The 22,699-nt window shown below is 70.9% G+C and carries 26 protein-coding genes; 18 read left to right on the forward strand and 8 right to left on the reverse strand.

Features of this window, described 5'->3' with window-relative positions; translation table 11 throughout:
- Positions 1–286 precede the first annotated feature (286 nt).
- From EST92_RS07180 to EST92_RS07190, 3 genes are all read left to right on the forward strand, one after another.
- The gene (locus EST92_RS07180) at positions 287–874 is read left to right on the forward strand and encodes an FABP family protein (protein WP_129280094.1); all 588 of its coding nucleotides are present in this window, start codon (positions 287–289) and stop codon (positions 872–874) included.
- A gap of 67 nt (positions 875–941) precedes the next feature.
- Positions 942–1,379, forward strand: a complete 438-nt coding sequence (locus tag EST92_RS07185; protein WP_129280095.1) for a transcriptional repressor — start codon at positions 942–944, stop codon at positions 1,377–1,379.
- Positions 1,380–1,410: 31 nt separating this feature from the next.
- The gene (locus EST92_RS07190; RefSeq protein WP_129280096.1) at positions 1,411–2,391 is read left to right on the forward strand and encodes a glycine cleavage T C-terminal barrel domain-containing protein; all 981 of its coding nucleotides are present in this window, start codon (positions 1,411–1,413) and stop codon (positions 2,389–2,391) included.
- Between the two features lie 76 nt (positions 2,392–2,467).
- On the opposite strand, the gene dtd is transcribed toward EST92_RS07190, so the two are convergent.
- Positions 2,468–2,893 carry a D-aminoacyl-tRNA deacylase gene (gene dtd / locus EST92_RS07195; RefSeq protein ID WP_129280097.1) on the reverse strand — a complete coding sequence of 142 codons (426 nt, stop codon included), beginning with the start codon at positions 2,891–2,893 and terminating at the stop codon, positions 2,468–2,470.
- A gap of 175 nt (positions 2,894–3,068) precedes the next feature.
- Here dtd and EST92_RS07200 point away from each other — a divergent pair, with 175 nt between their 5' ends.
- The 5 genes from EST92_RS07200 to EST92_RS31085 all read left to right on the forward strand — a co-directional run bounded on the left by EST92_RS07200 (position 3,069) and on the right by EST92_RS31085 (position 6,453).
- On the forward strand, positions 3,069–3,809 hold the full coding sequence (locus EST92_RS07200) for an ABC transporter substrate-binding protein (RefSeq protein WP_129280098.1): 741 nt from the start codon (positions 3,069–3,071) through the stop codon (positions 3,807–3,809).
- 48 nt (positions 3,810–3,857) lie between these two features.
- The gene (locus tag EST92_RS07205) at positions 3,858–4,877 is read left to right on the forward strand and encodes an asparaginase (protein ID WP_129280099.1); all 1,020 of its coding nucleotides are present in this window, start codon (positions 3,858–3,860) and stop codon (positions 4,875–4,877) included.
- Positions 4,878–5,099: 222 nt separating this feature from the next.
- Complete coding sequence (locus EST92_RS07210) at positions 5,100–5,531, forward strand: ankyrin repeat domain-containing protein (RefSeq protein WP_129280100.1); 432 nt, start codon at positions 5,100–5,102, stop codon at positions 5,529–5,531.
- Positions 5,532–5,692: 161 nt separating this feature from the next.
- The gene (locus EST92_RS07215; protein WP_129280101.1) at positions 5,693–6,259 is read left to right on the forward strand and encodes an NAD(P)H-dependent oxidoreductase; all 567 of its coding nucleotides are present in this window, start codon (positions 5,693–5,695) and stop codon (positions 6,257–6,259) included.
- A 53-nt stretch (positions 6,260–6,312) separates the two neighbouring features.
- On the forward strand, positions 6,313–6,453 hold the full coding sequence (locus tag EST92_RS31085) for a hypothetical protein (protein ID WP_154073962.1): 141 nt from the start codon (positions 6,313–6,315) through the stop codon (positions 6,451–6,453).
- A 23-nt stretch (positions 6,454–6,476) separates the two neighbouring features.
- On the opposite strand, the gene EST92_RS07220 is transcribed toward EST92_RS31085, so the two are convergent.
- Both EST92_RS07220 and EST92_RS07225 read right to left on the reverse strand, forming a co-directional pair.
- Positions 6,477–7,382: a class I SAM-dependent methyltransferase gene (locus tag EST92_RS07220; RefSeq protein ID WP_254068592.1), complete on the reverse strand. Its 906-nt coding sequence runs from the start codon at positions 7,380–7,382 to the stop codon at positions 6,477–6,479.
- Positions 7,383–7,460: 78 nt separating this feature from the next.
- Positions 7,461–7,871: a VOC family protein gene (locus EST92_RS07225; RefSeq protein ID WP_129280102.1), complete on the reverse strand. Its 411-nt coding sequence runs from the start codon at positions 7,869–7,871 to the stop codon at positions 7,461–7,463.
- 233 nt (positions 7,872–8,104) lie between these two features.
- On the opposite strand from EST92_RS07225, the gene EST92_RS07230 reads away from it, so the two are divergent.
- Positions 8,105–8,695, forward strand: a complete 591-nt coding sequence (locus EST92_RS07230) for a TetR/AcrR family transcriptional regulator (protein ID WP_129280128.1) — start codon at positions 8,105–8,107, stop codon at positions 8,693–8,695.
- Positions 8,696–8,719: 24 nt separating this feature from the next.
- Here EST92_RS07230 and EST92_RS07235 read toward each other — a convergent pair whose 3' ends face one another.
- From EST92_RS07235 to EST92_RS07245, 3 genes are all read right to left on the reverse strand, one after another.
- Positions 8,720–9,712 carry an aldo/keto reductase gene (locus tag EST92_RS07235; protein WP_129280103.1) on the reverse strand — a complete coding sequence of 331 codons (993 nt, stop codon included), beginning with the start codon at positions 9,710–9,712 and terminating at the stop codon, positions 8,720–8,722.
- Between the two features lie 393 nt (positions 9,713–10,105).
- Positions 10,106–10,429: a transcriptional regulator gene (locus tag EST92_RS07240; protein ID WP_129280104.1), complete on the reverse strand. Its 324-nt coding sequence runs from the start codon at positions 10,427–10,429 to the stop codon at positions 10,106–10,108.
- The gene (locus EST92_RS07245; protein WP_129280105.1) at positions 10,426–10,845 is read right to left on the reverse strand and encodes a hypothetical protein; all 420 of its coding nucleotides are present in this window, start codon (positions 10,843–10,845) and stop codon (positions 10,426–10,428) included. Before EST92_RS07245 ends, EST92_RS07240 begins: the two co-directional genes overlap by 4 nt.
- A 650-nt stretch (positions 10,846–11,495) precedes the next feature.
- Here EST92_RS07245 and EST92_RS07250 point away from each other — a divergent pair.
- The 6 genes from EST92_RS07250 (at position 11,496) to EST92_RS07275 (ending at position 15,970) form a co-directional block, all read left to right on the forward strand.
- Positions 11,496–12,425, forward strand: a complete 930-nt coding sequence (locus tag EST92_RS07250) for a putative protein N(5)-glutamine methyltransferase (RefSeq protein ID WP_254068594.1) — start codon at positions 11,496–11,498, stop codon at positions 12,423–12,425.
- A 112-nt stretch (positions 12,426–12,537) separates the two neighbouring features.
- Positions 12,538–13,470 carry an alpha/beta hydrolase gene (locus EST92_RS07255; protein WP_129280107.1) on the forward strand — a complete coding sequence of 311 codons (933 nt, stop codon included), beginning with the start codon at positions 12,538–12,540 and terminating at the stop codon, positions 13,468–13,470.
- Between the two features lie 65 nt (positions 13,471–13,535).
- A complete protein-coding gene (locus EST92_RS07260; RefSeq protein ID WP_129280108.1) occupies positions 13,536–14,273 on the forward strand; it encodes a MerR family transcriptional regulator in 738 nt (245 codons plus the stop codon).
- A 91-nt stretch (positions 14,274–14,364) separates the two neighbouring features.
- Entirely contained in the window at positions 14,365–14,811 is a 447-nt protein-coding gene (locus tag EST92_RS07265; RefSeq protein WP_129280109.1) for a helix-turn-helix transcriptional regulator, read from the forward strand.
- 33 nt (positions 14,812–14,844) lie between these two features.
- Complete coding sequence (locus EST92_RS07270) at positions 14,845–15,459, forward strand: hypothetical protein (RefSeq protein WP_129280110.1); 615 nt, start codon at positions 14,845–14,847, stop codon at positions 15,457–15,459.
- Positions 15,460–15,625: 166 nt separating this feature from the next.
- A complete protein-coding gene (locus tag EST92_RS07275; RefSeq protein ID WP_174243947.1) occupies positions 15,626–15,970 on the forward strand; it encodes a DUF2516 family protein in 345 nt (114 codons plus the stop codon).
- Positions 15,971–16,124: 154 nt separating this feature from the next.
- On the opposite strand, the gene EST92_RS07280 is transcribed toward EST92_RS07275, so the two are convergent.
- Both EST92_RS07280 and EST92_RS07285 read right to left on the reverse strand, forming a co-directional pair.
- On the reverse strand, positions 16,125–17,555 hold the full coding sequence (locus tag EST92_RS07280; protein ID WP_129280111.1) for a PP2C family protein-serine/threonine phosphatase: 1,431 nt from the start codon (positions 17,553–17,555) through the stop codon (positions 16,125–16,127).
- Positions 17,556–17,850: 295 nt separating this feature from the next.
- Positions 17,851–18,945, reverse strand: a complete 1,095-nt coding sequence (locus EST92_RS07285) for a C40 family peptidase (RefSeq protein ID WP_129280130.1) — start codon at positions 18,943–18,945, stop codon at positions 17,851–17,853.
- A 411-nt stretch (positions 18,946–19,356) separates the two neighbouring features.
- Between EST92_RS07285 and pstS the strand changes: the two genes are divergently transcribed.
- The 3 genes from pstS (at position 19,357) to pstA (ending at position 22,677) form a co-directional block, all read left to right on the forward strand.
- Positions 19,357–20,478, forward strand: a complete 1,122-nt coding sequence (gene pstS / locus EST92_RS07290) for a phosphate ABC transporter substrate-binding protein PstS (RefSeq protein WP_129280112.1) — start codon at positions 19,357–19,359, stop codon at positions 20,476–20,478.
- Positions 20,479–20,608: 130 nt separating this feature from the next.
- Positions 20,609–21,601, forward strand: a complete 993-nt coding sequence (gene pstC / locus EST92_RS07295) for a phosphate ABC transporter permease subunit PstC (RefSeq protein WP_129280113.1) — start codon at positions 20,609–20,611, stop codon at positions 21,599–21,601.
- On the forward strand, positions 21,598–22,677 hold the full coding sequence (pstA, locus tag EST92_RS07300; protein ID WP_129280114.1) for a phosphate ABC transporter permease PstA: 1,080 nt from the start codon (positions 21,598–21,600) through the stop codon (positions 22,675–22,677). The genes pstC and pstA overlap by 4 nt, the downstream gene beginning before the upstream one ends.
- The last annotated feature ends 22 nt before the right edge of the window (positions 22,678–22,699 follow it).

Raw genomic sequence — 22,699 nt, forward strand, 5'->3', positions numbered from 1 at the left:
AAGAGTAGGGGCGAGAGGCAGGCGGGATACCTCACAGCGCCGCCGTCAGTGCCGCCGACTAGACTCGCAGGCGGTCCGTTACACCCTCACTCCGTCCAAGGAGCGCGCTCGTGCTTGAGGCATTCTTCACCACCCTGCTGGTTCTGGTCGCCGTCGGCGTGCTCGGGTTCGCCGCTCTGACCTGGCAGAAGCTCTACCAGGGCCAGCGCTGACCGACCGCCGGTCCGCGCCGGCCACGCGCCTCGCGCACACCGTCCGCCCCCTTCTATAGATCGTCTGAGCTCTCATGATCGAGATCCCGTCCGACCTGAACCCGGCCCTGGTGCCGCTCGCCTTCCTCCTCGGCACCTGGGAGGGCGCCGGCGTCGCCGACTTCCCGGGCACCGAGAAGTGCAACTTCGGGCAGGCGGTCACCTTCACCCACGACGGCCGTGACTTCCTCGAATACACCTCGCACAGCTGGGTGCTCGACGGCGAGGGCAAGAAGGTCCGCCCCCTGGAGACCGAATCCGGCTTCTGGCGCATCGACGCGGACCGCAAGGTCGAGATCGTGATGTGCCGCGACCAGGGCGTGGTGGAGGTCTGGTACGGCGAGCTGGCCGACCAGAAGCCGCAGATCGACCTGGCCACCGACGCCATCGCGCGCACCGCCGCCTCCGGCCCGTACAGCGGCGGAAAGCGGCTCTACGGCTACGTCAACAGCGATCTGATGTGGGTCGGCGAGAAGTCCACCCCGGACGTGCCGCTGCGGCCCTACATGTCGGCGCATCTGAAGAAGGTCGCCGACCTCAAGGAATGGGCGGAGAGCCTCCCCGACGACATGCCGGACGGCGTCTCCTTCTTCCGGCCGGACGGCACGCCCTACAACCCGTAAGGCGCCGGAGGATCCGCTCTCCCCAGGAATCTTCGCCGTCCCGGGGAGAGCACTTCATACTGGCGGTGTGGTGACCAAAGACTGGCAGAGCGACCTCCGCAGGCGCGGATACCGCCTGACCCCGCAGCGTCAGCTCGTGCTGGAGGCGGTGGACAGGCTGGAGCATGCCACCCCGGACGACATCCTCACCGAGGTGCGCAAGACGGCGGGCGGGGTCAACATCTCCACCGTCTACCGGACCCTGGAGCTCCTGGAGGAGCTGGACCTGGTCAGCCATGCCCACCTCGGCCACGGCGCCCCCACGTACCACCTCGCCGACCGCCACCACCACATCCACCTGGTGTGCCGGGACTGCACGGACGTCATCGAGGCGGATCTGTCGGTGGCCGAACCCTTCACGGCGCGGCTGCGCGAACAGTTCGGCTTCGAGACGGACATGAAGCACTTCGCGATCTTCGGGCGCTGCGCGGCCTGCCGTGGCAAGGCGGCCCCGGGCGACGGCTGAGGCAGTCGCCGGCGAGTCGTAGGCTGGGCACATGCTGCGACAATCACCCGCCAGCCCCCTGCTGTCGCTGCCCGGCGCCGTCCCCGCCGAGGCCCCCGACGAAGGCGTTGCCGCGCACTACGGCGACCTCTTCCGGGAGCAGCGCGCGCTCGCCGACGGCTCCGGCTTCGTCGACCTCTCGCACCGCGGCGTGGTCACCGTCACCGGCCCCGAGCGGCTGAGCTGGCTGCATCTGCTGCTCACCCAGCACGTCAGCGACCTCCCGCCCGGCCAGGCCACCGAGGCGCTGATCCTGTCCGCGCACGGCCACATCGAGCATGCCGTCTCGCTCGTCGACGACGGCGAGACGACCTGGATGCACACCGAACCGGGCATGCAGGAGGCGCTGATCGCCTACCTGGAGAGCATGAAGTTCTTCTACCGGGTCGAGGTCGCCGACCGCACCGGCGAGATCGCCGTCGTGCATCTGCCGGCCGGCTCCATCGCCGAGGCGCCCGAGCACACCGTCGTCCGCGAGACCCCGCACGGCCGCGATCTGTTCCTGCCGCGCACCGGCCTGGAGGCCTTCGCCGACGCCAACGGCCCGGCCATCGGCGTACTGGCGCTGGAGGCGCTGCGGGTCGAGGCGCACCGCCCGCGGCTGGGCCTGGAGACCGACCACCGCACCATCCCGCACGAGGTGGGCTGGATCGGCGGCGCCGTCCACCTCCAGAAGGGCTGCTACCGCGGCCAGGAGACCGTCGCCCGGGTCCACAATCTCGGCAAGCCGCCGCGCCGCCTGGTCTTCCTGCACCTGGACGGCAGTGAGGTCCATCTGCCGCCGCACGGCACCCCCATCCGCCTCGCCGCGGACGGCGAGGAGGGTCGCCAGCTCGGCTTCGTCACCACCTCGGCCCGCCATCATGAGCTCGGCCCGATCGCGCTCGCCCTGGTCAAGCGGAACGTTCCGGTGGACGCCCCGCTGATGGCGGGCGGCACCGCCGCGGCCCAGGAGGTCGTCGTCGAGCCGTAGCCGCGACGGGCTGAGCCGTAGCCGCGGCGGACCCCGGCCCGGTCACCACCTGCCTGACGGGCCGCCCCGTTCCCGGCTACACCTCGACCAATACCGTGAACGGCCCGTCGTTGGTCAGCGACACCTTCATGTCGGCCCCGAAGCGGCCGGTCTCGACAGCGGCGCCCAGCGCCCGCAACTGCGCGACGACCTCTTCGACCAGCGGCTCGGCGACCGGCCCCGGGGCCGCGGCGTTCCAGGTGGGCCGACGCCCCTTGCGGGCGTCACCGTAGAGAGTGAACTGGCTGATCACCAGGAGCGGCGCCGAGGTGTCCGAGCAGGACTTCTCGCCCTGCAGCAGCCGCACCGACCACAGCTTGCGGGCGAGCTGCGCCGCCTTGAGCGGTGTGTCGTCGTGCGTGACCCCCACCAGCACGCACAGCCCCTCACCGACGATCTCCCCGACCGTCTCGCCCGCCACCTCGACGCGTGCGCCGTCAATCCTCTGCACCACAGCTCGCATACCCGCCATGATGCCGGGCGGGCCGCGCCCTTCGGACAGCAGTGCCCCCACGGGGGCCGTTCGGGTGCCATGGCCCTGCAGAAGGACCGCCCAGAGTGGCACGATGCGTGCACGTGGTGCGTTTCATGGACAACATGCCCAGGACGCGGCACCGGACGAGGGGACGGAACGATTCATGAACACTCTCGGCGCCGGACAGACACCCGGTCCCGTACCAACCGCCCGTACGACACCGACCGGACGGACGACATCCACCGCCCCCACGACAGACCCGGCCCGTCCGGCACCCGGCACCCCACCGCCGCCCACCGCCCTGACGACGACCACGACCGCGGCAACGGCTCGCGTCGAGCCCCCCGGCACGGAGGACGGTCCCATGCTCCCGGCAGGCAAGCACCCCCGCCCCCCGCAGCAGCGCGACCACTGCCGTCCGGCGACCACCCCCGATCTGGCCGGTCTGGGGCTGCCCGAGCTGCGGGTGGTACGGCGTGACTCGCAGCAGGAAGAGGCCGATCTCAGCTACGTGCGGCGGCTGTTGCAGGGCCGGATCGACATTCTGCGGGCCGAGATCGCCCGCCGGACCACCCAGCACTCCCCCCTCCTCGACCGGCTCCCGGAGATCCTGACGGACCTGCCGTCGCGGCACCGCTCCTCGGCGCGGCACGTGACGCTCGGAACCCCGCACAGCGAGGAGTACCGCAGGCTGGCCGAGGAGATGCTCGGCGAGGTGGAGCTGTCCGACCTCACCGCGCGCACGGACCAGGAGCTGCACGACGCGATGGGCCGCCTGATCCGCTACGAGCAGCAGGTGTCGCGGCGCCGCCAGTCGCTGCAGCGCACCACCGACGATTGCAGTGCCGAAATCGCCCGCAGGTACCGTGAAGGCGAAGCGCAAGTAGACGACCTGCTGTCCTGACCGGCCACAAGCCTTCGGGGGCGCAGGCCACTCCCCGGAAGGCCACCGATGACCTCGCCCACTCCGATACCCGAGCCGATCCCGGGCTCCGCCGCGACCCAGGTTTCCGGGGCGGTGGTGCCCCTGGCGGCGCACCCCGTCCTCGCCGAGGTCGTCCGCTCCGGCTTCGTCGAGGGCCGGCACCGCGGCTCGCTGGTGGTCCTCGCGGCCGACGGCAGCGTGGACTGGGCACTGGGTGAGGTCACCACGCCGGTCTTCCCCCGCTCCACGAACAAGCCGATGCAGGCCGCGGCGGTGCTGCGGGCGGGCCTGGACCTCTCCGGCGAGCGGCTGGCGCTGGCCGCCGCGAGCCACTCCGGCGAGTCGTTCCACCTCGCGCTCGTACGGACCATGCTGGCCGAGCACGGGCTGACCGCCGACCACCTCCAGACGCCGGCGGACCTGCCGCTGGACCCGGAGGAGGCCGAGGCCTACCTCGCCTCGGGCCGGGCCCGTGACCGTCTCACCATGAACTGCTCGGGCAAGCACGCCGCCATGCTGGCCGCCTGCGCCCTCAACGGCTGGCCGCTCGCCTCCTACCTCGACCAGGACCATCCGCTGCAGCAGCTGGTGGCCGAAGGGGTCCGCACCGCCGGCGGCGAGGACGTCGCCCACATCGGCACGGACGGCTGCGGCGCGCCCCTGCTCTCGCTCTCCCTGACGGGGCTGGCCCGCGCCTTCCGGCACTTCGTCCTGGCCGCGCCCGGCACCCCCGAGCGGCGGGTCGCGGACGCGATGCGCGCCCACCCGGAGTTCGTCGCCGGCACCCGCCGCCCCGACACCTGGCTGATGCAGGCCCTCCCCGGGACCCTCGCCAAGATGGGCGCCGAGGCCGTCCAGGCCCTGGCCCTCCCCGACGGCCGCGCCCTGGCCTTCAAGATCGACGACGGCGCCACCCGCACCCTCGGCCCGGTCCTCGCCCGCACCCTGCGCCTCATGGGCATCGACCACCCCGTACTCTCCCGCCTCGAAGACGCCCCGCTCCTCGGCGGCGGCGCCCGGGTCGGCGAAATCCGCGCCAGCTTCTGAGCGACGGGGCGGGGGCCGTCCTGGACGACGGCTGCGGGCGGGGCGGCGGCCCCGGGGCTGTGGCGGCGGGGGCGCGACTGCTGAGCCACCGCACGCCCGCCCCGCCCGTGCCCGTGCTCGTGCCCGTGCCCGTGCCCGTGCCCGCTGCCGCAACGGCGTGGGCCTGCATAAGGTGGCGATGACAGCGCACGCACCACCCACCACAGCAGGAGGCCGGCGACCATGAGCGACGCGAATTCCGAGCCGCAGGGGCCCGAGGCGATCGAGCACGCGCACGACCCCGAGGTCCTGCAACTCGCGGCCAAGGTGTTCGACCTGGCACGGAACGGTGACACCGACACCGTCGCCGCATACGTGGACGCGGGCGTTCCCGCCAACCTGACCAACGACAAGGGCGATTCGCTCCTGATGCTGGCGGCCTACCACGGCCACCCGGCCACCGTGGAGGCCCTGTTGCAGCGCGGCGCCGACGCCGACCGCGCCAACGACCGCGGCCAGACCCCGCTCGCCGGCGCGGTCTTCAAGGCCGAGGACGAGGTCGTCAAGGTCCTGATGGCGCACGGCGCGGACCCGTCGGCGGGCACCCCCTCGGCGATCGACACGGCCCGGATGTTCGAGAAGGCGGAGCTGCTGAAGCTGTTCGGGACGGAGTGACCTGGCCCGGCGGACGGCACGGCAGATGGCCCGGCAAGCGGGCAGGGGCACCCCTGCCCGCGCTTGACCTCAAGTTCGCTTGAGGTCCTAGCGTCGGGCCCCGACGGCACCCCAGCCGTCACCGACTCACGCGTCGTCACGCCACACCATGAAGGGCCCGCATGTCCGAGCACCCGTACCGCCTCGCAGTGATCATCGGCAGCACCCGGGAGGGCCGGTTCGCACCCGTCATCGCGAACTGGTTCACCCGGCACGCCGAACGCCACCCGCACGCCGACGTGGACGTCATCGATCTGGACGCGGTCCGCCCGTACGAACTCCGTTACGGCAGTGAGGAGTACGAGTCCTTCGCCAAGCGCGTGGACGAGGCGGACGCGTTCGTCGTGATCACCCCGGAGTACAACCACTCCTTCCCCGCGCCGCTCAAACACGCCATCGACCTGCTGCACGCCCAGTGGCAGGCCAAGCCGGTCGGCTTCGTCTCGTACGGCGGGATCTCCGGCGGCCTCCGCGCCGTCGAACAACTGCGGCTGGTCTTCGCCGAGTTGCACGCCACCACGGTGCGCGAAACGGTGAGCTTCCCGCTCGCCGGCAACCTCTTCGACGACGCCGGAGAGCTCCACGATCCGGCCGCCGCCACCCAGGCCGCCGACGCCCTGCTCCGCCAGCTCACCTGGTGGGCGGTGACCCTCCGCGAAGCCCGCGCCGCCCGCCCCTACGGCGGCTAGGCCGTATCGCTCACGAGCGTGGTCCACACCCCGCCGTCCACACCCCGCTCGGTGTGGTCCATGACGAAGACCTCCGGCGTGGCGGAGCCGTCCAGGACTCCACCACCCCGGAGGTCTTCGTCTCCCACCGCAAGGCCCGGCCGACCGTCTTCGGCGTAGGCCTTGAGCTGCGCCGGTGCCCCTACGTGAGCTAGCTGCTGGTCGGACGTGCCCGAGGTCAGCGCACCGCCGTCGCGACATGCATGCGCATCGCGCACGGAATGCGCCCGTCCGGCAACGCCATCGCCGCAGACTCCGCCTCGAAGCGGGCCCGCAGATCCGCCGTGACCGAGGCATCGAGCGGCCCGAGGTCGTAGAACGTGCTCACGGTGCCCCAGATCCGGTCGGGCGGGCCGGTCAGATCGACACGTACGGTCTCCCACTCCACCGGGCCGAATCCGGCCGGGCGGAAGACCGCGTCGAAGCCCTCGCGGGTCCGCAGCCGCGGGTCCCCGAGCCGCGGAATCTGCTGTTCCGCGGGCGCTGCCAGGAACACCGGCTTCGCCAGCCGCAGAAACAGCTCGCACGCCTCACCTCCGGCCGCCCCACCGCCCAGGACGACGGCCAGCGTGCCGCCGGGCTCCAGCACCCGCGCCAGCTCCGCCGCCACCCGGTCCGCCTCGCCCATCAGCATCAGCGCCATATGGGACACACAGCCATCGAACCGACCGTCCCGGAAAGGCAGTTGCTGCGCCCGCCCCCTACGGAGGTCGGCCCGGTCGACACCCGGCCGGCGGCTCGCCAGCGCCAACTCCTCGGCGGACAGATCGAGCCCGGCGAGCTCCCGCCGGGAACCCCCGTCCCGCTCGGCGAGGAGTTCGAGCAGCAGCCCGTCGCCGCAGCCGAGATCCAGCACCCGGTCGCATGCCGCCACCCGGTCCCGCAGGATCTCGTAACTGGACCGGCCGCCCTCGGCCCGCCCGTGCGCCATGGCCTGCACGGTCACCGCGGGATGCGCGTCATGAAAGGCCCGCAGAAACGCTTCCGGGTCCGTCACCGTCCCTTCCCGGTCCGTCACCGTCCCTTCCCGGTCCGTCACCGTCTCTTTCTCATCCGTCGCCGTCTCTTCCTGGTTCGTCGCCATCCGCCGATCCTAGGGACCCCGACCCTCGCCTCCGCCCTTCCGTCGGGAACCCAACTTCCCATCCCTCTGGGGGAGTTCTCACCCCACAGAGGGGCGCTCCTGGAGCGCCCAGCCATTGCCGTCCGGGTCGCTGAAGTAGACGAAGGAGTTCCACGCGCCGCCGGGACCGTCGACCATCGTCCCGTTCTCGACATGCTGTACGGGGCCGACCGCCACCCCCCGCTCGGCCAACTCCGCACGGGCCGCGGCGATATCGGGCACCACCAGCTGCAGCCCGTGCACCGCACCGGGCTTCGCCTCCGGGTCATCGGCGCCCTCGCCGATGACGATCGAGCAGCCCGACCCCGGCGGCGTCAGCTGCACGATGCGGACGTCACCGCCGACGCACATGTCGTGATCGACGACAAAGCCCATCTGCTCGCTGTAGAAGCGCTTCGACCGTTCCACGTCCGCGACCGGAATCGGCACCAGTTCGAGCTTCCAGTCCATGGCGCGCCGTCCTTCCGCTCGGCCGACGGACCAGGAACGGCTGCCGTCGGCACCGGCTCTCCGCGCTGCAAAAAGTCTAGGCAGCGGGGGCGGAGGCACGCACGGGCAGCGGAGGCGAAGGCGCGCGCCCATTGACGGAGTGAGCACTCACTCCGCACCATGGACGCATGACCCCACACTCACCATCCTCACGTCGACGCGCCCCCGGCATGAGCGTCGAGCAGCGCCGGGCCATGATCGTGGCCGCCGCGCTGCCGCTCGTGGCGGAGTACGGCGCGACCGTCACCACCAGCCAGATCGCCCGCGCCGCCGGTATCGGCGAGGCCACGATCTTCCGCGCGTTCAAGGACAAGGAGGAGGTGCTGGAGGCCTGTGTCGCCGAGGCCGTGGGCCCGGACCATGTGCTGCGCGAGCTCGCCTCGATCTCCCTGGACGAGCCGCTTGCCACCCGGCTGACCGAAGCCGCCGAGGCGCTGCGCGCCCACATGGAGCGGATGGGCACCGTCATCGGCGCCCTGCACGCCTCCGGCCACCTCCGCGGCCGCGCGGCCGGCCCGGCGGCGCGGGACGCCGGTGACGGCCCGCCGCCGGACGCCCGGGCCCGGTCCTTCGCCGCCCTGCGCCACGGCATCATCGAATTGCTCGCACCCGACCGCACCGCGTTCCGCCTGAGCCCCGAGAAGGTCGCCTCCGCGTTCCTCGGCCTGCTCTTCACCCGGCTGCAGTCTCCGGCCGCGGAGGGCGACGACGCCCCGCTCACCCCCGAAGAACTCATCTCCGTCCTTCTGCACGGCACCCTCGACGCGAGCCCCGGGAGCGCGTGAGCCACCCAGCCGCCGACCGGTGCCTCATCCCCCGACGAACGCCATGCTGGCCTCGTCGTACCGCGTGCCGGCTATCCGGCCGGCGGGGGCTGCGTCGTCGATTGCGGCGAGTTCCTCGGCGGTCAGCTCGATGGCGAGCGCGCCGAGGTTCTCCTCCAGATACTTCTGCCGACGGGTGCCGGGAATCGGCACCACATCGCTTCCGCGGTGCTGCACCCAGGCCAGGGCGAGCTGCCCGGCGCTGACGCCCTTCTCGGCGGCGATCTCGTCGAGCTTCTCCACGATGGCCAGGTTCTGCTCCAGGTTGCCGTCGGCGAAGCGCGGCTGGCTGCGGCGCATATCGGACTCCGGCAGTCCCTTCACCGAGGTGTAGCGGCCGGTCAGGAAGCCGCGGCCGAGCGGCGAGAACGGCACCAGGCCGATGCCGAGTTCACGGCACACCGGCGCGATCTCGTGCTCCAGATCGCGGGTCCACAGCGACCATTCGCTCTGCAGCGCGGCGATCGGGTGCACCGCATGCGCCCGCCGGACGGTCGCGGCGCTCGCCTCGGACAGCCCGAGGTGCCGCACCTTGCCGACCGCGACGAGCTCGGCCATCGCACCGACGGTCTCCTCGATCGGCACGTTCGGGTCGACGCGGTGCTGGTAGTACAGGTCGATGTGGTCGACCCCGAGCCGGCGCAGGGACGCGTCACAGGCCTCCCGCACATAGGCGGCGTCGCCCCGGATCGCCGTCGGCTCGCCGAGCCGGTTGGCGAACCCGAACTTCGTCGCCAGCACCGCCTCGTCCCGCCGGCCGGCGACGGCCCGCCCGATCAACTCCTCGTTGTGGCCCGCCCCGTAGAAGTCGGAGGTGTCCAGCAGGGTGACGCCGAGATCCAGGGCCCGGTTGATGGTCGCGATCGACTGCGCGTCGTCCGACGCGCCGTACCCATGGCTCATCCCCATGCACCCGAGCCCCTGCGCGGAAACCGCGAGCTCACCGAGGTGACGGGTCGGAATGCTCGTCGTGGTCATGATGCTGTTGCCTCCTGGACGTGGCGTACGACGGACGGATCTGGATCCCGGACCGGCAGCCCCTGAACACTGAGCCCGGGCCCGGACTGCGACAACGGAGCCAACCGCCCCGCCCGAGCCCGAGCCATCTGTCGGCTGTCGGCTGTCGGCTGTCGGCTGTCGGCTGTCGGCTGTCGGCTGTCGGCAGCCACCTACCGGCTGACGGCAGCGACCTCCCCACCGGCGGCCGTGTGCCGTGGTCCCGGTCCCGGAATCCGTCTGGAACGCTATGAGTTGGAGAGCGCTCCAAGTCAACCAAGCATCACGACAGCACGACGAGAGCTCGTCACCGAGACGTCCACCCCCTCCGCCTCTCGGCCGAGGCCCGCCCGTCGCGGGACGCCCGTCCACGCGTCAGTGGTCGGCCGCCGTATCCGCTATCGCCCGCAGAGCCTGGCAATGGGCGGCGAAGGCGGCGCGGCCGTCGGGCGTGAGGGCGAGCCAGGTGCGTGGGCGCTTGCCGACGTACCCCTTGGTGACGGCGACATAACCGGCCTTCTCCAAGGTGGCGACCTGCCGCGAGAGGACCGAGTCGCTCACCTCGACGGTGTCACGGACGAAACCGAACTCGGCTTTGTCGGCGGCCGCCAGGGTCGCCACGATGGAGAACCGGACGGGTGCGTGGATCACCTCGTCGAGTCCGTGACGCGGATGTATGCCGGACTGCGAGGTGTTCACTGTCGGGTCTCCAAGTAGCCGCCTATCAACCCGGGAAGCGCGACCAGCAGCGCCCCGGGCACCCACCACGCCACGACGCCGGGAAACCAGATGAGGCCGGCGCTCAGCACCCCTCCGTAGAGCAGCCCTCCCACGATGATCAAACTCGCATGCCGCCGCTGGAAACCCAACCGGGCAACGCGCTGCCGGGCGGCGTAGACGGACAGCCCGCTGATGACGGCGACCCACATGCCGCATCCGATGGCCACTCCATAGGGCCTGCTGATCAGCCCGATGCTGAGCACCATGACCGCCGCCGCGCCGCCGAAGATCACCTGGTACCAGGCGTACCACTTCGTGCCGTCCCGCACGGTCGAGCGCAGCTCCTGCGCACGGGCCAGCGCGGCCAGCGCGTCCTTCGAGGCGTACTCCGCCATGTCATCCCCCTTGCTGCTTTCACTGTGTCCACTGCCGCCGGTTTCTCCGGGCTTCGCTGGGCCAACGACCCGGGCAGCCCCGGAATCCCGCGCCCCGTTTCCACGCTTCGCCAACGCTTCGCACACGGTCGTTCCGCGAAGAGCGCGAACGAGCCCCAACCGGCCGCCGGTGAACTCGACTTCCGACTCCAGAATGACAAGTACTTTCCAATATGACAAGTACTTTCGGGTCGTTGGCTTCGCGTCGGGTCAACGGGTCCCTCGGAGCTGCCGCCGCGCCGGCTCTCCGCCCTCTCGCGCGCGCATTGAGGTCGGACCGCGTGAAGACCGACTCGGGCGAACGACTCGCTGCCCCCGTGACCGGCACCGAGGACGCCCGGGAAGCGACGGGCCGAACCCGACGCCCGGAACCGCCCGCCACACGCCACCCACCTGTGCCCCGCACCCCAGGTCAGGTACTGTTGCCCCCTCAGTAGTGGACCGAACGAGGAGGTGAGACCGATTCCCCGCCAGACCAGGCAGGCGCTCCCGGCTCACGCCCTTCAGGTCCACCCGATGCAGGTGACCACCCGACACACGTGATCCGGGATGCGCCCTCGGCGCCCCGAAAGGCTCACATGTCGTCACCTCGTATGCCGTCCCCACCTCGTATGCCGTCCCCCCACGTGCTGTCCGCACCGCCGCCGCACCGCCCGGACGGCACGTCACCCCTCCCTCCGCGTCTCTCCCCGCGCCCCTGCCCGCCGCTCTCCCGCGCCACCGTCATCGCCACGCTGCGCGCCGCCGGCTGCGTATTCGCCGAGGACGAGGCGGAGTTGCTGATAGCCACCGCGCGTACGGCGGACGCACTCGCCGCCATGGTGGAACACCGCGTCGGCGGCCTGCCCCTGGAACACGTCGTCGGCTGGGCGGAGTTCCACGGACTGCGGGTCACCGTCGACCCCGGCGTCTTCGTGCCGCGGCGCCGCACCGAATTCCTCGTGGGCCAGGCCATCGGCCTCGGCCGCCGGACCGCCGCCCGCACCGGACGGCCCACGGTCGTCGTCGACCTGTGCTGCGGATCCGGTGCGGTGGGCGCCGCGCTGGCCGCCGCCCTGGACCGGGTCGAGCTGTACGCCGCGGACATCGAGCCCGCCGCCGTGCGCTGCGCCCGTCGCAACGTCACGGCCGTCGGGGGCGAGGTCTACGAGGGCGATCTCTTCGAGGCACTGCCCGCCGGCCTCCGGGGCCGTATCGATGTGCTGGTGGCCAACGTCCCCTACGTGCCGACCCAAGAGGTCGGGCTGCTGCCGCCCGAAGCCCGCGAGCACGAGCCGCGGGTCGCCCTGGACGGCGGCGCGGACGGGCTGGACGTCCTGCGCCGGGTGACCGCGGCCGCGCCGCAGTGGCTGGCGCCAGGGGGGCACCTGCTGGTCGAAACGAGCGAACGACAGGCGTCACCGGCCGTCGAAGCCTTCACCCACAACGGGCTCCTGCCCCGTGTGGCCGTCTCCGACGAGCTCTACGCCACGGTCATCATCGGGACCGCCCCACCTCCGCACGGGACGAGGCAACCGCCCGCCCCTCACCCCACGCCATGACCCCGCCCATGCCCCACTCCCCCGTCTCATGCGTCTGGTTCGGGTACGGCGACGGAAGAGGGTGCCCCTGACCCTTGACCCTGACCCTGCGTCAGGGTTGGAGGCTGGTCGCATGACGAACAACAGCACTTCCTTCCCTCGGCTCGCGCCGCCGATCGGAGGGTTCCAGGAGATCGACGGCCGCCGCGTTTTCGTGCATCGGTCGGGCAGCGGCGGACCGGCCGTGGTGTTCCTGCCGGGCGCCGGCGCGGTCGGCCTGGACTATTTCGGTGTGCAGCAGGGGGTTTCGCAGTTCACCACCGCCGTGGTGTACGACCGCGGCGGCACCGGCTACAGCGATCCCCTCCCGCTGCCGCGCACCGCCGCCGCGGTCGCCGCGGAACTGCGCGAGCTGCTGCGCGCCCAGCACATCGCCGCCCCCTACGTGCTGGTGCCGCACTCCCTCGGCGGCTTCTACGCGCATCGGTTCGCGCAGCTGTACCCGCAGGACGTGGCCGGGCTGGTCTGGCTGGATGCCTTCCACCGCGACTGGGACGACTTCATGCCGCCCGCTGCGGGCCTGGCCGCGGTCGAGCGGATGGCACCTGATCGGGAGCAGCTGGCACGGATGCGCCCGGCCCTGCGCGAGATGAGCGCCGAATTGCTCGCGGACTACCCGGAACACATGCGGCAGGCGCTGATCGAAGCCAAGGCGAGCGACGCATGGACCCACGTCGGCATCGCCGAGCGCACCGAGTTGGCCGCCCTCGCCACCGAACTGCGGGCCGGCCCGGCCATTCCCGACGTCCCGGTGGTTGCCCTCACCGTGGTCGGCAGCGACCCGGCCCAGCAGGCACTGACGTCGGAGCGGACGGTGCAAGAGATGCAGGCCGGCCGCACGAGAATGGACGCGGCCCTGGTGAGCGCGGTCTCGCACGGGGAACAACGCATCCTCTCCGACACCGTCCACCACCGGCTCTGCTTCGACCGCCCCGATGCCGTGGTCCAGGCGATCCGCGACGTCATCGGGCGGGCTCGCCCCCACGTCGACCGGGCTCACCCCTGAGTCGGCCGATCTCGCCCCTCATTAGACTCGGCGCGACCACGTTGCACGAAGATCCGAGGGGGACGGTGCTCACGATCGGCCAGCTCGCGGCAACCGCCGGCGTGACCGTGCGCACCGTTCGCCACTACCACCACATCGGCCTGTTGCCCGAGCCCGAACGCGATGCCTCCGGCTACCGCCGCTACAGCGCGCAGGCAGCGGTGGATCTCATCCGGATCAGGACCCTCGCCGATGCCGGGGTGCCGCTGGCCCGTATCGACGCGCTGCTGCATGCTGAGCCGGCCGAATTCGCCGCGGCCGTCACCGAGATCGACGCCGCATTGCAGCGAAAGATCGACCAGCTCACCGCAAACCGCCACAGGATCGCCGAACTGGCCGGCGGAGAACGGCTAGTCCTGCCCCCCGAGGTGGTCGCCATCCTGGACCGGATGCGCAGTCTCGGCATCAGCGAACTGCGGATACGCCTCGAACGCGACGCGTGGATCCTGATGCAGGCACTGGACCCGCACGCCATGCCGCAGCGGATACGGGACAAGCACGCGGCCTTCGACGACCCCGAGACGACGCGCCTGTACCTCGCCTGTGATCAATCGGTCGACTGGGACCCGCACGATCCACGCCTGGACCGGCTCATCGACGACCTGGACGCATGGGAGATCGCCCACGAACGGGACAGCAACCGGGCAGGGTCCCTGCCGCTGATCTCTTCCCGGATCTCCGAGGCGTCCCCGGCCTGGCAACGCGTCCTCGACGCCCTCGCCCACCGCGCCGAACAGCGCCGAACCGCCGGTCACGACGGCTGAAGCCGCCCCCCTGTCCACGCCCCTCACCCCGCCAGGCCACTTTTGCTAGCGCTTGCTTGCAAAAGTTAGCACCGGGAGGCACCATCGGGGTATGGCATCACTCAACGTCGGCAACCTCGGCGAGTTCCTGCGGGAGCAGCGGCGCACGGCGCAGCTGAGTCTGCGGCAGCTCGCGGATGCCGCCGGGGTGTCCAACCCGTACCTCAGCCAGATCGAGCGCGGCTTGCGCAAGCCGAGCGCGGAGATTCTGCAGCAGCTGGCCAAGGCGCTGCGGATATCCGCGGAGACGCTGTACGTCCAGGCCGGGATTCTGGACGAGCGGCACGGTCTGGACGGGGTCGAGGTGCAGACCGCGATACTCACCGACCCGGCGCTGAACGAGAGGCAGAAGCAGGTCCTGCTGCAGATCTACGAGTCCTTCCGCAAGGAGAACGGGCTCGGGAGCGGCGGCAAGGACAGCACTGCGAGCGGGCGCGAGAAGGGGCGCGGCACGGACACCCTCGACACAGAGGCCGACGGCGGCCCGCACGCCACCTGAGCAACCGATTCCGTTTCCAGGAGGAAGAACGTCATGGCCATCTCCGATGACCTCCGCAAGACCCTGACCGACGCCACCCCGCTGTACGCCCTGGCCGGCACCGTCGACCTGGCCGCCGAGAAGCTCGGCGAGGTGCCGCAGCTCGTCGAGAAGATCCGGGCCGAGGCCCCCAAGCGCTTCGACTCCGTGCGCAGCACCGACCCCAAGGACGTCCAGGCCCTGGTCAGCAAGCAGGCCAAGGACGCCCAGGAGAAGCTCTCCGAGCTGCTGGGCTCGCTGGACGGCGACATCAAGAAGGTCCGCGACCAGGCGCAGGAGCTGGCGCTGCAGGGCGTGGGCCGGGCGGCCGAGGCCGTCGTGCGGGCCCGCGAGGGCTACGAGGAGCTGGCCGAGCGCGGCCGTGGCGCGGTGGCGACCTGGCGCGGCGAGGCCGCCGACCAGGTCGAGGACCTCGCGGTGGCGATCGAGCCGGAGCCGAAGCCGGCGGCCAAGAGCACCCCGAAGCCCCAGTCCGCGAACGGGGCCAAGGCGCAGACCAAGGCCACCCCCGCGGCCCAGCCCAAGCCCGCGTCGCCGAAGAAGCCCGTCTCGCAGCGCAAGCCGGCGCCGGCGCAGACGAAGAAGAGCACCCCGCCGTCCGCGAAGTGAGCGCGATGTGACGTCCCTCACGCTTCCGTGAGGGCCCCCGTTTCCGGGGTCGGGCCGGGCACCCTTCAGGTGCCCGGCCCGTTGTGCGGGTACCGTGGGGCGGCACGGGCCACAGACGGCCGAGAACGGACCGACGAAGACGAACGGCGAACGGGCGGTGGACGGCGTGCTGGTTTACGGGTTCCAGAGCATTCTGAGCTGGGTGCAGCTCGCCCTGGGCGTCTACGCCGCAGTGATGCTGATCGATGCCGCCGTGCGCCGCGAGGACGCCTACCGCGCCGCGAGCAAGCAGACCAAGGGCATGTGGCTGATCTTCCTCGCCCTTGCCACGGCGCTGCTGTTCATTCTCCCGATCATGTCGTTCCTGCCGATCATCGGCGTGATCGCGGTGATCGTCTACACGGTTGACGTACGGCCCGCGCTCCGGGAGGTCTCCGGTGGCGGCAGCGGCCCGCGCCGCGGGGGCTCCAGCTCGGACGGGCCGTACGGGCCCTTCAACGGCGGGCGCTGAGCCCGGCCGGCGAGGCTCCGGAGGGCATGAGCCGCGGAGGGCCTGAGCCGCTTCCCTCGCGGGCCGTTCGCCCTCGGCCCTTCAGTGCCGCTTCACTCGCGGCAGCCCCTGGCCCCGCGGCCCTGCGCCCCCGGCCGTTTCACCCGCGGCCGTGTCAGCGCCGGTCCAGCAGCAGCACGGCCACATCGTCCGTCAGCTCGCCGCCGTTGAGGTCGCGTACTTCCCTGACCGAGGCGTCCAGCAGTTCCTCGCCGCTGAGGCCGGCCGCCATCTGGCGGCTGACCAGTTCGGTCATACCTTCCTGGCCGAGCCGCTGGTTGCCGACGCCGATCCGGCCCTCGATCAGCCCGTCGGTGTACATCATCAGGCTCCAGGAGCCGCCCAGTTCGACCTGCCGGCGCGGCCAGCGGGCGTGCGGCAGCAGGCCGAGTGCCGGGCCGCCGAATTCGTAGGGCAGCAGCTGCGGGCTCTCGCCGGCCTTGGCCAGCAGCGGTGCGGGGTGGCCGGCCAGGCACAGCCCGGCGCGGCGGCCGTCGGCGGAGATGTCGACGGTGCACAGCGTCGCGAAGATCTCGTCGTCGGCGCGCTCGTGCTCCAGCACCTTCTGGAGGGTGGCGAGCAGTTCGTCACCGGACAGGCCGGCGAAGGTCAGCGCGCGCCAGGCGATCCGCAGCTCGACGCCGAGCGCGGCCTCGTCGGGCCCGTGGCCGCAGACATCGCCGATCATCGCGTGGACGGCGCCGTCCGGGGTGCGCACGGTGTCGTAGAAGTCGCCGCCGAGCAGGGCGCGGCTGCGGCCGGGGCGGTAGCAGGCGGCGAAGCGCAGATCGGAGCCGTCGAGCAGGGGCGTGGGCAGCAGGCCCCGCTCCAGCCGGGCGTTCTCCTGCGCGAGCATCCGCGACTCGGTGAGCTGGCGCTGGGCGAGGTCGGCACGTTTGCGTTCGACGGCGTAGCGGACCGCACGGCTGAGCACCGCGCCGTCCAGTTCGTCCCGGAAAAGGTAGTCCTGGGCGCCGACGCGTACGGCGTCGGCGGCGCGCTCGGCGTCCGTCTCGTAGGTGAGCACCAGGACGGCGTGCGACGGCGCCAGGCGCAGGACGTCGCGCAGGACGCCCAGTTCGTCATCCCGGGCGCCGTGACCGGCGTCACGTGCCGCGCGGCCCTCGGGCGCCCGCGGGGGCAGGTCGAGCAGGATGCAGTGCACATCGTCGGTGAGCAGCCGCTCGGCCTCGGTGAGGTTTCGGGCGGTACGCAGGCGCACCTTGTGGCCCGCCCAGTCCCACATGTCGGGGACATGGCTGTTGGGGTCCTCGCCGATGAGGAGCAGGGTCAGGCCCTGGGGGGCGGGTCCGTGGTCGGCCGAAAGTCGCTGTTCGGCCGGCAGCGGCTGAGTGGGCTCAGGGAAGCCCTGTACGGCCGACTGGGCGCCCTCCTGGCCTGCGGCGGGCGCGCGCACGCCCTGGGCCGTCGCGTCCCCCGCGCCCGGTGCGTCGGCGACCCGCGCGGTAACCGCGCAGGCGTCATCCACCGGTCCTGCCTGGTGCGGCAGCACGACCGTCCGCTGGTGCGGTACGGGTACGGGCATCGGTCTGCTTCCTTCCCTCCCCCCGAGGGGTGCGATGGGACGCCGACCGGCGCTCCACCGTGCCCGGCTCCCACCACTCGTCGGTCAATTGAGCCGGGTGCTGACGGGCACTGAGAGGCGACCATAGCGTCAGTACGGAGTGGGATGGAATGCCCGACAGCAATCGGCCATCGTCATATGCCGCGACCGATCAGCCATTTGACCTGGAGAGGGCTGAATGCGGAATGACGAACATCACCCCGCTTGAGTGCATTCAGCGACGCGGCGGCAACCCTCGGAGAGCAAAACAATCAGGTCAGTTATCGCCGGTGTGAGCCGCGCCATCGTGGCCCGCGTCACCATCGGGGCGGACGACGCCGAGGATCGGCATCGAACCGGCACCGGTGATCGTGACCTGCCGGCCGGGGCGCGGCGCATGCACAATCGCGCCGTCACCGAGATACATCCCGACATGGCTGGCATCGGAGAAATAAATAATCAGATCGCCCGGCCGCATGTCCTTCAGGGCGACCCGGGGCAGCTGCCGCCACTGCTCCTGTGAGGTCCGCGGAATCGTGCGGCCGGCGGACTGCCAGGACCGCAGGGTCAGCCCGGAGCAGTCGAAGGTGTCCGGCCCCACCGCGCCCCACACGTAGTCCTTGCCGATCTGCGCGGTGGCGTACGAAATCGCCTTCTTGCCCTCGGCCGATGCTTTGTTGCTGATGTCCTTGAGAACGCCCGAGTCGAGCCACTTCTGCTGCTGCTTGAAGGCCTGCTCGTCCTCCAGCTTCTTCAGCCGGTCCTTTTCCTTGGCGGCCAGCCGGGATTCCAGTTCCTTTGCCGCGTCGATCTGTTTCTTGATGTCCCGCTGGGCGCTTTCCTTCTTCTTGCGGTTCGCCTCCAGCTTCTCCCAGCGGTCCGTGGCGGAGGCCGAATACCGCTGCAAGTCGCCTTTGAGATGCGCCAGTTGACTGATCACTCGTTTTGCGGCGAGCTGCCCCTTACGGGCCAGGGTGGCGTTGTCGAGAAAGCGTTCCGGGTCGGCATTGAGCACCAGTTTCGCCTCGGCGGGCAGCCCACCGCCGCGGTACTGGGCACTGGCCAACGCGCCCGCCTGCCGCTTGAGGGCGGCCAGCTTGTGCTGGGTGGTGTCGATGGTGCGCGCCAGCTGGACGATCTGCTTCTGCTGGACGTCGACCTGCTCCTTGGCGGCGTTATAGGCGTCGGTGGCCTGCTCGGCCTTGCGGTAGAGCGCGTCGATCTTCTTGCGTACGTCGTCGAGGTGGCGGGCGTCGGCGTCCGCGGTCCGCGCCGGGTCCGCGGACGGGTTCTTCGGGTCATCAGCGGTGGCGGCCGTGGCCGTACCGCCGAGCAGCCCCGTCGCGCACAGGACGACGGCGGTGCACGCCACCACCCGGCCACCCCGTATGCCCCATCTGCCCCGAATCTCCTGCACGTCCCGAACGTCCCGCTGCGCCCCCTGACTCCCCACCAGCCACCTCCGGTCCTACCGCACCAATTCGCGCCGTCTCAGGCGCGGATGCTGCCATACCGGCCGGTAATTCAACAGGGTGACGTGCCGTTTTGTACCCCTCGAACGGCACTTATCGGCCCGCACCCAGCCGATGGCCGAGGTTCACCGTGCGTTCACTCTCCTCCATCGGTCGCTTTACCTGATCTACCTAATTTCAGCCTTACCGAGTGCGCGTCCCCCACGGCACAAGCGCAGCGCGGCCGGCTTCCGCCGTGAACGCGGCAGTCATCACACACCACCCAAACGCTCGCCGACGAAGCGGCGCGCCCCAGGAAGGAACTCTCGACAGTGAAGCTTCAGCGCAAGAACCGGGTTCGCGCCCTCGCCGTTGGCGCTCTCGCCGTCTCCGGTGCCCTGGCCCTGACCGCGTGCGGCTCGGACGACACCTCCGGCGGCGGTAGCGCCGGCGCCGCCAAGACGTCGAACATCAAGTGTGACGGCAAGGGCAAGCTTCTGGCGTCCGGCTCGTCCGCGCAGAAGAACGCCATGGACGTCTGGGTGCAGGCGTACTCGGGTGCCTGCAAGGGCACCGAGATCAACTACCAGCCGACGGGCTCCGGCGCCGGCGTCACCACCTTCCTGCAGGGCCAGACCGCCTTCGCGGGCTCCGACTCGGCCCTCAAGCCCGAAGAGGTCGCCAAGTCCAAGAAGGTCTGCAAGGGCGGCCAGGCCATCGACCTGCCGATGGTCGGCGGCCCGATCGCGGTCGGCTACAACGTCCCCGGCGTCGACAACCTCGTGCTGGACGCCCCGACCCTGGCGAAGATCTTCGACTCGAAGATCACCAAGTGGAACGACCCGGCGATCAAGAAGCTGAACCCGAGCGCCAAGCTCCCGGACCTCAAGGTCCAGGCGTTCCACCGCTCCGACGACTCGGGCACCACCGACAACTTCACCAAGTACCTCAAGGGCGCCGCCCCGGGTGACTGGAAGCACGAGCCGGCGAAGAAGTGGGAAGGCACCGGCGGCCAGGCGGCCTCGGGCTCGGCCGGCGTCTCCTCGCAGGTCAAGCAGACCAGCGGCGCGATCTCCTACTTCGAGCTGTCGTACGCGACGGCCGGCAAGATCCCCACGGCCAAGCTGAACACCGGCGCCAAGGAGCCGGTCGACGCCACCGTCGACAACGCCTCGAAGGCCATCTCCGAGGCCAAGCAGGTCGGCAAGGGCGATGACCTGGCCCTGAAGCTCAACTACACCTCCAAGGCCGAGGGCGCCTACCCGATCACCCTGGTGACGTACGAGATCGCCTGCGACAAGGGCAACAAGGCCGAGACCCTGCCCGCCACCAAGTCCTTCCTGACCTACGTCTCCAGCAAGGACGGCCAGGCCTCGCTCAAGGCGCTCGGCTACGCCCCGCTGCCCACCGAGATCGCCGACAAGGTCCGCGCGACCGTCGCCAAGCTCTCCTGACCCACCGGGCGGCGGCCCGTTGACCGCCGTACCACCCAAGGGGCCCCTCACCAGGGCCCCTTTGGGCCGCCGCCCGTCCGGTGCACCGCCGCGCCAAGAGCCCTCACCGGCTCAGCAGACCGGAGAATCCATGAATACCTCCTCCACGACCGATATACCGCCCCTGCCACCGCACGATCGCTCCGCGGTCTCCGGCAAAGCGGTCCGCCCCGGCGACCGGATCTTCCTCGGGCTCTCCCGGGGCTCCGGCATCGCCCTGCTGGCGATCATGGCCGCCATCGCGGTCTTCCTGACCTACCGCTCGGTGCTCGCCATCTCCGGCGACAAGGCCAACTTCTTCACCACGCTGGACTGGAACGCCACCGGGACGGATCCGAAGTTCGGCATCGCCGTCCTCGCCTTCGGCACCCTCGTCAGCTCGCTGATCGCGATGCTGATCGCGGTGCCGGTCGCGGTCGGCATCGCGCTGTTCATCTCGCACTACGCGCCGCGCAAGCTGTCCTCGCCGCTCGGCTACGTCATCGACCTGCTCGCCGCGGTGCCCAGCATCATCTACGGCCTGTGGGGCGCGCTGTTCCTCGTCCCGCATCTGAGCGGCCTCTACAGCTGGCTCGACGACTACCTCGGCTGGACCGGCATCTTCAGCTACGGCGGCGGGGCGGCCCGTTCGCTGTTCACCGTGGGCATCCTGCTCGCGATCATGATCCTGCCGATCGTCACCAGCGTCAGCCGTGAGGTCTTCCTGCAGGTCCCGAAGATGCACGAGGAGGCCGCGCTGGCGCTCGGCGCCACCCGCTGGGAAGTCATCCGGATGTCGGTGCTCCCCTTCGGCCGCTCCGGAATCATCAGCGCCTCCATGCTCGGCCTGGGCCGCGCGCTCGGCGAGACGATGGCCGTCGCCACGGTCCTCTCGCCCAGCTTCCTCATCAACACCAGCCTGCTGGACCCGGGCGGCGGCACGTTCGCCCAGAACATCGCCAGCAAGTTCAGCGAGGCCGACCAGTTCGGCCAGGACGCGTTGATCGCCTCCGGGCTCGTCCTCTTCGTGATCACGCTGCTCGTCAACGGCGCGGCCCGCCTGATCATCGCCCGCCGCAAGGAGTACTCGGGAGCCGCAGCATGAGTCTCATGACCGACCGCCGCGCGGTCTCCGACGGCGGCAGCCCGCTCCCCGTCTCCCTCAAGCAGCCCCGGCTGCCGCGCTGGACCCCGCCGCTGTTCGCCCTGGTGGCGGCCGGCGCGGGCTACGGCATCGGACAGGCCGCCGGCCTGGACAGCACGGTCCAGTGCGCCCTGATCGCCGGTGCGGTCTTCGTCCTGGGCACGTTCGCGGTGGCCGCGGGCGTCGAGGGCGCCCGGCAGGCCAAGGACCGGCTGGCCACCAGCCTGGTCTGGCTCGCCTTCCTGCTCGCCGTCGTCCCGCTGGCCTCCCTGCTGTGGGAGACCGTCGCCCGCGGCACCACGGTGCTGGACGGCTACTTCCTGTCCCACTCGATGGGCACCACCCCGGACGCACTCCCCGGCGGCGGCATCTACCACGCGATCATCGGCACCCTGGAGCAGGTCGGCCTGGCCACCCTGATCGCCGCGCCGATCGGTCTGCTCACCGCGATCTACCTCGTCGAATACGGCCGCGGCAAGCTCGCCCGGGTGGTCACCTTCTTCGTGGACGTGATGACCGGCATCCCCTCGATCGTGGCCGGCCTGTTCATCCTCTCCGTGTGGATCCTGATCCTCGGCTTCGGCCCGTCCGGCTTCGCCGGCGCGATGGCGCTGGCGATCCTGATGATGCCGGTCGTCGTCCGCTCCACGGAGGAGATGCTCAAGCTCGTCCCGAACGAGCTGCGCGAGGCGTCCCTGGCCCTGGGCGTACCGAAGTGGCGCACCATCCTCAAGGTCGTGCTGCCGACGTCGATCGGCGGCATCACCACCGGCGTGATGCTCGCCATCGCCCGAATCACCGGTGAGACGGCGCCCGTGCTGCTCCTGGTCTGGGGGGCGAAGACGATCAACAACAACCCCTTCCAGGACGCCCAGCAGTCGCTGCCGCTCTACGTGTTCCAGCAGTGGCAGCAGGGTTCCGACGCGTCCTACGACCGCGCCTGGGCCGCGGCCCTGGTCCTCATCGCGTTCGTCATGATTCTCAACCTGGTGGCCCGCGGCATCGCCCGCTGGAAGGCCCCCAAAACCGGCCGCTGACCGCGTCCACAGAAAGAAGCAG

This window comes from Streptomyces sp. TM32 (genome assembly GCF_004122755.1).
GTDB lineage: Bacteria > Actinomycetota > Actinomycetes > Streptomycetales > Streptomycetaceae > Streptomyces > Streptomyces sioyaensis.